6 protein-coding genes and 2 tRNA genes are annotated in these 12,854 nt (G+C 59.0%); 3 read left to right on the top strand and 5 right to left on the bottom strand.

Annotated features, from left to right (window positions below):
• Positions 1 to 19: 19 nt before the first annotated feature.
• The gene (gene mltA / locus PU683_RS07860) at positions 20 to 1,126 is read right to left on the bottom strand and encodes a murein transglycosylase A (protein ID WP_277170956.1); all 1,107 of its coding nucleotides are present in this window, start codon (positions 1,124 to 1,126) and stop codon (positions 20 to 22) included.
• A gap of 206 nt (positions 1,127 to 1,332) precedes the next feature.
• Between mltA and PU683_RS07855 the strand changes: the two genes are divergently transcribed.
• Together PU683_RS07855 and PU683_RS07850 are read left to right on the top strand one after the other, a co-directional pair.
• Positions 1,333 to 1,409: transfer RNA gene (locus PU683_RS07855), tRNA-Met, on the top strand.
• A gap of 54 nt (positions 1,410 to 1,463) precedes the next feature.
• Positions 1,464 to 1,540 (top strand) — tRNA-Met (locus tag PU683_RS07850).
• A 97-nt stretch (positions 1,541 to 1,637) separates the two neighbouring features.
• Here PU683_RS07850 and amiC read toward each other — a convergent pair.
• Positions 1,638 to 2,891, bottom strand: a complete 1,254-nt coding sequence (amiC, locus tag PU683_RS07845) for an N-acetylmuramoyl-L-alanine amidase AmiC (RefSeq protein WP_277170954.1) — start codon at positions 2,889 to 2,891, stop codon at positions 1,638 to 1,640.
• 224 nt (positions 2,892 to 3,115) lie between these two features.
• Here amiC and argA point away from each other — a divergent pair, with 224 nt between their 5' ends.
• Entirely contained in the window at positions 3,116 to 4,447 is a 1,332-nt protein-coding gene (gene argA / locus PU683_RS07840) for an amino-acid N-acetyltransferase (protein WP_277170953.1), read from the top strand.
• A 27-nt stretch (positions 4,448 to 4,474) separates the two neighbouring features.
• On the opposite strand, the gene recD is transcribed toward argA, so the two are convergent.
• From recD to ptrA, 3 genes are read right to left on the bottom strand one after another with little or no spacing between them, the layout of a single operon-like run.
• On the bottom strand, positions 4,475 to 6,313 hold the full coding sequence (recD, locus tag PU683_RS07835; RefSeq protein WP_277170952.1) for an exodeoxyribonuclease V subunit alpha: 1,839 nt from the start codon (positions 6,311 to 6,313) through the stop codon (positions 4,475 to 4,477).
• Positions 6,310 to 9,858 (bottom strand): exodeoxyribonuclease V subunit beta, encoded by a 3,549-nt coding sequence (gene recB / locus PU683_RS07830; protein WP_277170950.1) that lies wholly within the window; start codon positions 9,856 to 9,858, stop codon positions 6,310 to 6,312. The genes recD and recB overlap by 4 nt, the downstream gene beginning before the upstream one ends.
• Entirely contained in the window at positions 9,851 to 12,739 is a 2,889-nt protein-coding gene (gene ptrA, locus PU683_RS07825) for a pitrilysin (protein ID WP_277170949.1), read from the bottom strand. The genes recB and ptrA overlap by 8 nt, the downstream gene beginning before the upstream one ends.
• Between the last annotated feature and the right edge of the window lie 115 nt (positions 12,740 to 12,854).

Raw genomic sequence — 12,854 nt, 5'->3', positions numbered from 1 at the left:
AAGAGTTTACCACATTCGCTTAGCCGCTAAAGACGTTGCCCGTCAGACCCGCGCCCGGTGCGTTCTTTAATATCCAGACGCGGCCATAGTGGTTATACCAGCCGGCGCGGTGCCCGGCTTCCGCGCCGATACCCTGATAGATGTCGAAGTGCTGGCCTTTAATTGCCCCACCAACATCCAGCGCCACCATCAGGCGCAGCTCATACTGACCGTTGAACTTGCCTTTGCTGTCCAGTTGCGGCACTTCCGCTAGCAGCGTAGTGCCCGGCGGGATGACGGTTTTATCAGAGGCGACCGACGCCCGGCCAATCAGCGGCACGGAGCTGGCGCCTTTTACCGGTGCCCAGGATTGCGGTTTAAAGAAGACAAAGGAGGCGTTCTCTTCGAGCAGCGCGCGTACTTCAGCTTCACTGTGTTTCTCGCCCCATTCGCGGATCGCCTGCATCGACATATCTTCGCGCTTCACTTCACCGCGATCGATCAGCACTTTGCCGATACTGCGATAGGCATGACCATTTTTACCGGCATAGCTAAAGAAGTTGAGCGGGCTGCCGTCGCCAAAATCGATGTAGCCGCTGCCCTGCACATCCATAATGAAGTTGTCCATCAGCGAGTTGCTGTAGGCCAGCACATAGCTCTCGCTGAGCGCCCCGGCGTAGATCTCCGCGCGCGAAGGCAGGCGGCCGCGTTTTGGCGGCATGCGGTAGATGGGGTACTGGAACTCACCCTGGCGGGTGTGGCGCGCCTGCACCACCGGCGTGTAGTAGCCGGTAAACTGCACGTTGCCATAGTTATCTGTCCCTTCCATCTGCCAGGCATCAATGCCGTACTGGCGCAGCGTGCGGGTATCGCCTCCGGCGCGCAGCCAGGCTTCAATGGCGTTATAGACGCTGCTCTGGTTGCCATAAAGGCGCGGCGCAGAGCTTCTAATCTGGCTCACCTGCTCGGAGAAGTCTCCGGCATTAATAGGTGCGCCAACGGCGTCAGGCTGATTAACGAGGGAAAAAGGCTGAGAGAATTTTCCGTCTTTATACTGTTGACCGCGATCGGTCGGTTTGGAAGAGCAAGACGCGAGGAGTGCCACCATCGCGCCTGTGAGTACGAACTTAGCCCAACGTGCTTTCATTGTTTCTCATCTTTTGGTTAACCCCGAGCCGGGTGAAGATAACAAACCGCTGTAGCTAATGAAATGCACAAGAACATTCCGACGCCAGTTTTGTTCAAATATCAATCACATTGTATTGTTTTTAAACATAAAGTCCTGAAATCGACAATTGTGGCAAAAAAAAGGTTGCATCAAATCGTCTGCGGCGTATAGTGCGCTTCCACGGACGCGGGATGGAGCAGCCTGGTAGCTCGTCGGGCTCATAACCCGAAGGTCGTCGGTTCAAATCCGGCTCCCGCAACCAATTAAAATGTGGAAGAAAGAAAAAGTTTACATGATGGAAGTGTAAACAGACGGACGCGGGGTGGAGCAGCCTGGTAGCTCGTCGGGCTCATAACCCGAAGGTCGTCGGTTCAAATCCGGCCCCCGCAACCAACACAATAAACACCTTAACGGGTGTTTTTTTGTTTCTGGCGTTGGTAAAAGCGCTCAGCAAACACGAGAAAAAATGGCGCCCTTCGGCGCCATTCTGTTATCCCCTTCTCGCCAGCGTCGCGCCATCCGCGAAGTAGGCTTTAATCCCCGCCAGAATTGACTCTGCCACTTCCTGCTGGAATTTTGCGGTCTTGAGCTTGCGCTCTTCCTCAACGTTACTGATAAACGCCGTCTCAACCAGAATCGACGGGATATCCGGCGCTTTCAGCACCGCAAAGCCCGCCTGCTCAACGCTATTCTTGTGCAGGTTATTGACGCGCCCCAGCTTGTTAAGCACCGCTTTGCCAAACTTCAGGCTGTCGTTGATGGTCAGCGACTGCACCATATCGAACATGGTGTGATCGAGATAGCGGTCACCGCTTTTGCTTACGCCACCAATCAAGTCCGCCGCGTTCTGCGTATCCGCCAGATATTTCGCCGCCGTACTGGTCGCCCCTTTGGTCGAGAGGGCGAAAACGGACGAACCGTGCGGCTGACGGCTGCTAAAGGCATCGGCGTGAATTGAGACAAAGAGGTCGGCGCGCTGCTTCTGCGCTTTTGCCACCCGCACCTTCAACGGAATAAAAACATCTTCATTGCGGGTCATATAGGACTTCATATTGCCCTCTTTCTCGATCAGCGCATGCAGGCGGCGGGCGATTTGCAGAACCACATCCTTCTCACGGGTTTTGTATTTCCCCGTCGCCCCCGGATCTTCCCCGCCATGGCCGGGATCGAGCATGATCACAATCGGCCTGTCGCGCCCGGCTTTGCCCGGCTGCGGGCCGCTCTGCGCAGGCGGCACCTGCTTATCGAGATCGCCCTGGTTGTACTCTTCAAGCAGCGCCAGCAGCGGATCCTGCACATCCTGCGCATTTGCCGGATAGAGATCCATCACCAGACGCTCTTTGAAGCCTGCGACCGGCGCCAGCGCAAAGAGTTGCGGTTTCACGTTCTGCTTAAGTTCAAACACCATGCGCACCGTCTGCGGATCGAACTGACCCACGCGGGCAGATTTGATAAAGGGATCGTCACTGCGGATCTGCGTTCCCATGCCCTTGAGCACGGAGTTAAGGTGTACGCCTTGCAGGTCTACCACCAGGCGGTCAGGATTGCTCAAAGCGAACTGTTTGTACTTCACCACGCGGTTCGATTCCACCGTCACACGGGTATAGCTGGACGCAGGCCAGACGCGCACGGCGACCACCTGACTGACGGCGGCCAGGCCAACCTGGCTCACGCTTAATAACCACATCGCCCCCACACCCTGTAATAATTTGCGGCGGCTCAGCGCTGAATGACTTCCCGACATGCTTCTCCCGAGCAATTTGTTTAGATAATGCTTAACGTCAGAATTGACGGAAAACTTTAGCGAATGATGCATAAACTGTCATCTTTTAAAGGGTAAACATATGTCTGGCGCTATGCTTCCTGAAGAGGGGGGGATCCTGAGTTAAGAAAATTTGTGCTTGCAGCGAAGGTGATAAAAGAATAAAAATACAATTTTTACGAATAATCATGCAGTGAGGACAGGCCGTGGTCAAAGAGCGCAGAACCGAACTGGTGCAGGGATTCCGCCATTCCGTTCCCTATATCAACGCCCATCGGGGGAAGACATTCGTCATTATGCTCGGGGGTGAAGCTATCGAGCATGAAAACTTCTCCAGCATTGTCAACGACATCGGCCTGCTGCATAGCCTCGGGATCAGGCTGGTGGTGGTCTATGGCGCGCGCCCGCAAATCGACGCCAACCTTGCTGAACACCACCACGAACCGCTCTATCACAAACACACCCGCGTCACCGATGCTAAAACCCTTGAACTGGTGAAACAGGCCGCAGGTCTTCTGCAGCTGGATATCACCGCGCGGCTGTCGATGAGCCTCAACAACACGCCGTTGCAGGGCGCGCACATCAACGTGGTCAGCGGTAACTTTATTATTTCGCAGCCGCTGGGCGTTGACGACGGGGTCGACTACTGCCACAGCGGCCGCATTCGCCGTATTGATGAAGAGGCGATCCATCGCCAGCTCGACAGCGGCGCAATCGTGCTGATGGGGCCGGTTGCGGTCTCCGTTACCGGTGAAAGCTTTAACCTCACCTCCGAAGAGATTGCCACGCAGCTGGCGATCAAGCTGAAAGCAGAAAAGATGATCGGCTTTTGCTCGGCGCAGGGTGTCATGAACGATGAGGGCGAGATTGTCTCAGAACTTTTCCCTAACGACGCGCAGGCGCGTGTGGAAGAGCTGGAGCAACGCGGCGACTACCACTCCGGCACCGTGCGTTTCCTGCGCGGCGCGGTAAAGGCGTGTCGCAGCGGCGTGCGTCGCAGCCATTTAATCAGCTATCAGGAAGATGGCTCCCTGCTGCAGGAACTCTTTTCCCGCGACGGGATCGGTACGCAGATTGTGATGGAGAGCGCCGAGCAGATCCGCCGCGCCACCATTAACGATATTGGTGGCATTCTGGAACTCATTCGTCCACTTGAACAGCAGGGCATCCTGGTGCGCCGCTCCCGCGAGCAGCTGGAGATGGAGATCGATAAGTTCACGATTATTGAGCGTGACAATCTCACCATCGCCTGCGCGGCGCTCTACCCCTTCCCGGAAGAGAAGATTGGCGAGATGGCCTGCGTGGCGGTGCATCCTGATTATCGCAGCTCGTCACGCGGCGAAGCGCTGCTGGAACGCATTGCCCTGCAGGCGCGGCAGATGGGCCTCAGCAAGCTGTTTGTGCTTACCACCCGCAGCATTCACTGGTTCCAGGAGCGCGGCTTTACGCCGGTGGATATCGATTCGCTGCCCGAAACCAAAAAGCAGATGTACAACTACCAGCGGCGCTCAAAGGTGCTGATGGCCGATCTCACCTGATCCACGCCCCGCCCTGTGCGGGGCGTTTTATTTCAGGGCGCTGAAGAGCGCTTCAAGGCCGCTGCGCCGTTCGGTGCGGGTGGCGATTGCCTGGCCCAGCACGCGCTCATCGGCATAGAGCGAGAGTCGTTTACGCGCGCGGGTAATCGCGGTGTAGACCAGCTCGCGCGTCACTACCGGCACGTTTTGCGCAGGCAGGATTAGCGCGGCGTGATCGAACTCCGAACCCTGCGACTTATGCACCGTCATCGCCCAGGCGGTTTCATGCTCCGGCAAACGGCTCGGCTGCACTGACTTGATCTTCCCACCCGGTAGCGGGAACCAGACGCGCATCCCCTGCCCCTGATCCAGCGCGATGCCAATATCGCCGTTGAAGAGACCCAGCGCGGAGTCATTGCGTGAGATCATTACCGGCCTGCCGTGATACCAGCGCGAGAAGGGCTGGCGGCTAATTTTACGCTGACGCACCAGCGCCAGCTCAAGCCGTTCATTCAGCCCGCTGACACCAAACGGCCCTTCGCGCAGCGCGCAGAGCAGCTGGTATTCGCCGAAGGCGGCGATAATCGCTTCCGGCTCGGCGTGGCCCTGCACCAGCGCGAGATAGTGCGCATAGCCCGCCAGCGCATCGTCAATCATCTCCTGGTACGCCTCGGCGCTGCTAAGCGGTTTACGCTCAATATCCTCAAAACCCTGGCTGAAGACCGCCTGAGTGGCGCGCTTATCACCGCGGTTGACCGCGGCGGCCAGCTGACCGATGCCGGAGTGGCTGCCGAAGCGGTAACTTTTTTGCAGAAGGCAGAGGCTGTCACGCAGCGCGGTGGCCGCCTCGCCTTCGCCTGCGGGCACTTCCGCGCCGGTCAACCTTGAGAGTTGTGCCGCGCGCGTCGCGCTGTAACCAGCATTTACCCAGGCGCAGATATCCCCCAGCACCGCACCGGCCTCGACGGACGCCAGTTGATCGCGATCGCCGAGGAAAATCACCCGCGCCCGCGGCGGCAAAGCGTCAATCAGCCGCGACATCATCGGCAGGTCAATCATCGATGCCTCATCCACCACCAGCACATCCAGATGCAGCGGATTGAGCGCGTGATGGCGCATGCGCTGGCTTCCCGGCTGTGCGCCGAGCAGCCTGTGCAGCGTACTGGCCTCCTCCGGCAGCATCGCTTTTTGCGCCTCATCAAGCGGCAGCTGGCGCAGCGCATTGCCAAGCGATTCGGTTAACCGCGCGGCGGCTTTACCGGTGGGCGCAGCCAGGCAGATACGGCAGCGGTTGCCATCGAGCGTCTGTACCAGCGCCGCCAGCAGCTTCGCCACGGTGGTGGTTTTGCCGGTTCCCGGCCCGCCGGAGATCACCGAAATTCGTCGGGTGAGCGCCACGGCAGCAGCAACTTTTTGCCAGTTCACATCCGTTTCATTATCTGCCGGAAAGAGCGAGGCCAGCGCCGCTGAAAGCCGGGCTTCATCCGCCTCATCAACGGTCTGCTGGGCGGCGAAGAACTCCGCAACGCGCCGCTCGTTCCACCACATACGGTTCAGGTAGAGGCGCGCGTCGTGCAAAATTATCGGCGTCGCGCCGCTGCCGTCACCCACCGCCGGAGAGGCAAGCAGCAGCGCCTGCCAGTCGTCCGGCGGACCGGCCATCTCAAACAGCTGACGCGCGAGGGGCGAATCATTGCCGAACACGTCGGGCGTCAGGCGTGAAAGCGGCAAACAGACATGCCCCTCTCCGGCATCGCGACTTAGCAGCGCTGCCGCCAGTAGCAACGCGGGCTCTTCCGTGCCAGCCACCGTCAGGGCAAACTGCACGTCCAGCGGACGCAGCAGCTTCTGCTCCATCGCTTCTTGCAGTAAAGCCTGCACATTCATGGCGTCATCTCCGGTACTTCACCTGCAAACAGGGTATCCATGCGGGCTATCAGCGCCGCATCCGGGCGGGTGGTGAAAATCCCCTGCTCCGGTTGCTGCGCCTCCACACCGCGTAAAAAGAGGTAGATCACACCGCCGAAATGGCGCTCATAGTCGTAATCGGCGATGCGGTGTCGTAAATAGCGGTGCAGCGCCAGGGTATAGAGCTGGTACTGCAGATCGTAACGATGGGACTGCATCGCTGCCGCCATCGCCTCTTGCGTATAGGCCTGCGCGTTTTCGCCCAGCCAGTTGGATTTGTAATCAAGCAGGTAGTAGCGCCCCTGATGGCGAAACACCAGATCGATAAAGCCCTTCAGCATCCCGCGCACGTCGCGAAAATCGAGCGGCGCGCAGCCGGCCGACAGCGGATCGTAGCGGCGAATCAGCCCGTCGAGCGCCTCTGCGCTGAGCGTGGCGCTGATGGGCAGGTAAAACTCCATCTCGACCTGTTTATCTTTGGCCGTCAACTGGCTAAGAGAGACTCCGGCTGCGGTAAGCGGCGCGTGCAGCACCGTCTCCAGCCAGTTACTCAACACCGGCTGCCAGTGCTCCTCGTACCCTGCCACCAGCAGCTTTTCTGCCACCCACTCCGGCGACACCGGCTGGGTAAAGTCGATATCTTCAAACAGACTGTGTAAGAAGGTGCCCGGCGCTGCGCCGCGCGGAAACTCATGCGGGGTCAGCATCGGCTGCGTCTGCACCTCGCGCTCACCTGCGGCATCGACGTCAAGACGTGGGAGCAGATCCTGGGCAAGGCCATGACCGCGCTGCTGTAAGCCGGAGTAACTGGTCACACGCCAGTCATCGGCGACCCGGCGCATCACTTCACGCACACTGAGCGCGGGCGGCTGCGGCTGCGGCAACTCCCAGCGCTCGGTGTCCGGCGTGGGCGGCGTCGCCAGCACAATCTCCTCATTGCAGATTTCTGCCAGCGCCTGGCGCAGCCCGGCGGCATCCAGCGCCTCGCCCTTCTGAATCAGCCGGCCCAGCGCGCTGAGGTGGAAATCAGTGGGCCCGCTCTTCTCGCCACGCCGGCGAAACAGCGGCGCGATACCGAGGCTGCAGTGCCACACCGAACGGGTGAGCGCCACATAGAGCAGGCGTAAATCTTCCGCCAGCCGCTCTGCCTCCGCCAGTTCAATGCTCTCTTCGGCATGACTGAGATCGAGCACCGCGTTGAACGAGGCGCGATCGTGATAGAAGCCCTGGTCCTGAATGCGGAAGTTGGCGATAAACGGCAGCCAGACCAGCGGGTACTCAAGGCCTTTCGATTTGTGGATGGTGACAATCTGCACCAGGTGCTTATCGCTCTCCAGACGCATCTGCTCGCTGGCGGCGCTGGTGTTCGGCTCGGCGATATGCTGCGTCAGCCAGCGGGTAAGTGCGTGCTCACTTTCAAGCTGCGTGCCCGCCTCCTGCAACAGCTCGCTGATATGCAAAATGTCCGTTAAGCGCCGCTCCCCGCCGGGCGTGGCGAGCAGGTTTTCCGCCACATTCCGCGCGCTCATCAGCGTGCGCAGCATCGCCATCACGCCGCGCTTTTGCCACAGTTCGCGATAGTGAGAGAACTCCTCAACCACCCGATCCCAGGCCTCTTCATCCAGATTGAGCGCGTCGATATCCCGCGCCGTCAAGCCGAGCATTGAGGTTGCCAGCGCGCTGCGCAGCGTATTTTCGCGCTCCGGCGTCAGCACCGCATGCAGCAGCCAGAGCAGCTCCTGCGCTTCCGGCGTTTCAAACACGCTGTCACGGTTAGAGAGGTAGACCGAGGGAATACCGAGCAGCGTCAGCGCATCGCGGATCAGCGATGCTTCATGACGGCTGCGCACCAGCACGGTGATATCCGAGGCTTTCACCGGCCGCGCTTTAGCCCCTTCGTAGAGCAGCGCATCGCCTGCCTGCCCGGCGCTGAGCCAGTCGCGAATCTGCATCGCGCAGAGCTGGGCCATAAAGCTCTGGTAATCACCCACGCCAACGCCTTCGCCCTCCATTAACCACAGCTTCATCGACGGCTGGGTTTCCCCCTTCACCGCAAAGCGCAGCCCGCTGTTTCGCGTAGCCGCTTTCACCGGCAGGAAGGGGATCTGGCGAAACATAAACGCGTCGTCCATCTGGCTAAAGAGCCGGTTGACGCTGGCGATCATCCCCGGCGACGAGCGCCAGTTGGTGTCAAGGGTATAGCGGGCGCTCACTTCGTCGCGTGCTTTCATATAGGTGAAGATATCGGCGCCGCGAAAAGCGTAGATCGCCTGTTTAGGATCGCCAATCAGCAGCAGGCCGCAGTCGGGCTGATTCAGCCAGATACGGCTAAAGATGCGGTACTGTTGCGGGTCGGTATCCTGAAATTCATCGATCATCGCCACCGGAAAACGGGTGCGGATAGCCGCAGCCAGCGCCTCACCGTTCGGGCTTTGCAGGGCGTGATCGAGCCGGCTGAGCATATCGTCAAAACCGAGCTCACCGCGGCGGCGCTTCTCTTTTGCTACCGCATCGCGGATTTCGCGCATCGCGCGGGTCAACACCAGATCGCTCAGGGTTAGCGGCTGCGCCAGCAGCGTTTCGATGGCGACAAATAGCGGATGCTCCGGCACCACGCCGCCCGCTTTGGTGCGCTGGGCGAGAAATGCCTGCGAGAACTTCTCCAGCGCATCCGGCAGCAGATAGGTGCTGGTCTCCTCCTGCGCCCAGGCGGAGATCTTCTCAATCCACTTTCCCTGGTTGCCGCGGTTAAACTTGCGCCGGTCAATGCCAGAATTTTCAAGCAGCGGCTCCAGCTCACTCACGGAGTCGAGCCACTGACGCTTCACCGCATCAATCTGCGAGACAATCTGTGCATGGCGCGAAGCGAGGGTCTCCTCCTCCGGCGGCGGGGATTTGATCTGCGGGGCTTCCCCCTGCAGATAGCGGTCAATGGACCTGAGAAGATCCTGCGGCCCCTTCCACAAATCATGGATCACCTGCGCAATGCCGCGCGGCAGCGGGTAGCAGTGGCGACGCCAGAAGTCGGCGCAGGCCTGATAACGCAGCAGGGTTTCATCTTCCAGCAGTTTCAGTTCAAACAGCATGCCGGATTCAAAGGCGTTGAGGCTGAGCATGCGCTGGCAAAAACCGTGGATGGTAAAGACAGCGGCTTCATCCATCTGCCGTTCCGCCAGCATCAGCCAATGGGAGGCCTGCTGTTTGTCCTCAATCTCTGCCAGCAGACTGGCGTAGAGCGGGTTGTCGCTGCTTTCACGCAGGCAGGCAATGCGTAGCTCATGGATGTTGCTGCGAATGCGCCCGCGCAGCTCTTCCGTCGCCGCTTCGGTGAAGGTAACCACCAGCAGCTCTTCGACGTTGAGCGGGCGGGGGAAGGCGGCATTGCCGCCAAGCCCGAGTAACAGCCGCAAATAGAGCGCGGCGATGGTGAAGGTCTTACCGGTGCCCGCCGAGGCTTCAATCAGGCGCTCGCCGGTAAGCGGCAGGCGCAGGGGATCAAGGGTCTCAGCGGTCGTTTCACTCATTTTTCTCGCTCATCAAGGGTAAGGATTGCTGCAAAGCGCTGGCGTCCTTCCAGACCTTCCAGCCGTCAGGGCGCGCGTAGTCGGCTTTTCCGCTCTGGCTTCCGGAGATCTGTGACAGTATCGCCATACCTTGCGGCTCAACCACCGCCTGATGGAAGAAGTCCGCAAGCTTTTGCGGCGTCAGCGCTTTTATTTGGGCCACTACTTTATCACGTGAATCGAAGCGCATATTGCCGCGATCGAAATCTTTGCTCAATTTGGAAGCCTCCTCGCCTAATGTCTGCGGCGCTTGCAGCATTTGCGCAATGACGCCCTGCTGGATCTGCGCAAACTCCTCCGGCTTCATCGCGCGCAGGCGCGCTTCAGCAGTCGGGAAGAAGGCTTTATAACGCTCCCAGAGCCAGGCGGGCTGCTTCTCATTGCTCTGCAACAGAAAGCCCATTCCCCACTGGCGTCCCACATTGACTGGAAAAGCAAAGACGGCATAACCGAGCTGCTCTTCGGTACGCAGCTGGTTGTAGAACCACGGCTGCACAATTTGCCCGAGCATCGCGCTGTAAGCCGAGCTGCTGTACTCATCGAAACCGGTCGGCACAAAAACGGCAGCCAGCGCGGAATCGGTGCTGTTGCCCGCTTTCTCAAACATGACGTTCTGCTTTTTATCCACCAGCACGTCTTTGTTGCGACACCATTCGTTACCGCGGGTACCAAGCTGTTTTTGCACGTTGCGGGCCAGATCTTTCGCCTGCTCTTCGCTCAGGTTGCCCACCACCAGGAACTCCGGGCGCGCATTGTGCTTCAGCGCATCGCGATAATGAAGAATGTCCTGCACGGTGATCGACGGCAGCAGCGCTCGGCGCGCTTCGCGCGGGAAGTAGGGCACCTGCGATATCATCTGCACCGGCATAATCGCCTGGTCAAACGCTTTGCCCTTCTCCGCCGAGGCCATCATCCTGCTATACCAGGATTTCGCCTGCGTCAGCTGCTCCTCGGTTGGCGTATAGCTGAAATACCCCTCCAGCAAGGCGCTGAAGAGTTGCGGCAGGCGCTGGGTATAGCCGTTGGCATTCAGCATTAACCCGTTGTTGGCATTGGTAGAGAAACCTATCCCGCCGACGGCGGCCTGGTTGCTGAGCTGATCGAGCGCCAGCCCTGCCAGGTAATCATTTAAGGCAAACAGCACCTGATTTTTTGCGCTGTCCATCGCCTGCGGATTACGCAGCACCACGCTGACATCCGCGCGTGGTTCATTGGCGAAGTAGCGGCTCGGCATATAGACCACGCGCAGCGTCGGTTCATCAACGATTAGCTCCGGGTGCGTATATCTCTTTGCCGGGGCGATCAGCGAGAAGTCATCCGGGATATAGGGGTTGAGCTCCGGGAATTTCAGCTCGATCCCTGCTTCATCTTTTTGCCAGGCAGCAAAGCGATCGGGAGTAATTTTCTCCACCTGATAAGGGGCATCAACAAAGTAGGCTTTTTTGTTGTGTGGCTCATCGGGGCTGATATACCAGATACGCGCGTTTTGCGGTGTCATCTCATCAAGACGCGCCTGCACCGCTTTAGCGTCAAACTGGTCGGCGATGTTGACGGAATCCAGGGTGTGAGCAACCGGTACGCGGATCATCGTGTCGGCAAGCCACTCAACATAATCCATATCGCGGGTGATCGACGGGTAGCGGAAATCGAGATCCAGAATGTGCGCCAGCTCGTCGAAATAGCGTTTATCGATCCCCTTTTCGCGCAGCAGTTGCAGATAGCTGAAGATAGCGGCAACAACCCGATCGCGGTTCGCCAGCCCTTTATCCGTCAGGGTAGCGGAGATGGCCAGTACGCCGCTGTTGCCGTTGACCACAGGGTCGGAATCACCGCGAATGCCCTCAACCAGCCCCTGGCTTTGCAGCCAGTCCGAGAGCGTGCCCGGGCTGCGGTTGCCAATCAGATAGGTAATCAGCTCGTCGGTTTTGCTGCGAAAGGCCGCCGTGTTGTTATCGATACGAAACTCAACGCGCAGTACCTTGTTCGGCACTTCCGGCACGTAGTGAATGATGATGCCTTTTTGCGCATCTGTTACCACCGGTACGGTGATCTCCGGCCGGGTGATATTTTTGTTGGGAACCCGGCCATAGGTCTCCACCGCGAGCGTCGCCAGCTCGTTAAGCGGGCGATTGCTGTAAATCACCGCTTTCATCAGGTTTGCCGAGTAGTACTTATCGCGAAACGCCAGCAGCGCGTCGTGCACCGGGCTGCCCGGTTTATCGCTGAGGGTTTCCAGATTGCCGCCGGAGAAGCGCGCGCCGGGGTGAGCCGGGTTTATGGTCTCCGCACTCACCTGCGCCATGCGCATGCCGTCACGGGTGCGTGCCATGGTCAGCTCTGCGTTGACCGCGTTACGCTCCCGCTCGGCGTACTTCTTTGCCAGCAGCGGCTCGGCAATGGCATCGGCTAAGCGATCCACGGCTCCGTCCAGCGCGTCGTTCTCCACTTCCAGATAGTAAGCGGTGCGATAAGGCGCGGTGCTGGCATTATGGCTGCCGCCGTGCATTTTGAGGTATTCAGCAAGGCTGTCTGGCTGCGGATACTTTTTCGACCCCATCAGCGTCATATGCTCAAGATAGTGAGCAAGGCCTGGGTGGCTATCAGGATCTTCGAGCGAGCCGACCGGGACAACCAGCGCAGAGAGGGATTTGACAGCCTGCGCATCCGAAACCAGCAGCACGACCATGCCGTTATCCAGGCGGATAGCCTGATACTGCCGCGTATCTTTGTCGCTCTTACGGATAGTCTCTTTCACAGGCTGCCAGCCGGTATCAGCCTGACTGAGTGGCGCCCACAGGGCAAAAAACAGAACGAAGATAGTTAACCAGGTGCTGCGGGGCATTCACGAACCTCATCATTAACTTTTCCTGCTCCCCCGATAACCGCCGGAGTAGCAGGTAAATGTGTGCTGACAGCGCCAGCACGCGTGTTATATCAGTCCGTGACCGTCGCGCATA

Origin of the sequence: Candidatus Kosakonia sp. 282A-S69, assembly GCF_029433855.1 — a bacterium.
Taxonomy (GTDB): Bacteria; Pseudomonadota; Gammaproteobacteria; order Enterobacterales; family Enterobacteriaceae; genus Kosakonia; species Kosakonia cowanii_A.
Note: the sequence above shows the minus strand (reverse complement) of the source record. Positions and strands in the feature narration are given on the sequence as shown.

Excerpts from the sequence above, each read along its gene's own strand:
- amiC (WP_277170954.1), bottom strand. The coding sequence starts at position 2,891 with ATGTCGGGAAGTCATTCAGCGCTGAGCCGCCGCAAATTATTACAGGGT.
- mltA (WP_277170956.1), bottom strand. The coding sequence starts at position 1,126 with ATGAAAGCACGTTGGGCTAAGTTCGTACTCACAGGCGCGATGGTGGCA.
- recB (WP_277170950.1), bottom strand. The coding sequence starts at position 9,858 with ATGAGTGAAACGACCGCTGAGACCCTTGATCCCCTGCGCCTGCCGCTT.
- recD (WP_277170952.1), bottom strand. The coding sequence starts at position 6,313 with ATGAATGTGCAGGCTTTACTGCAAGAAGCGATGGAGCAGAAGCTGCTG.
- ptrA (WP_277170949.1), bottom strand. The coding sequence starts at position 12,739 with ATGCCCCGCAGCACCTGGTTAACTATCTTCGTTCTGTTTTTTGCCCTG.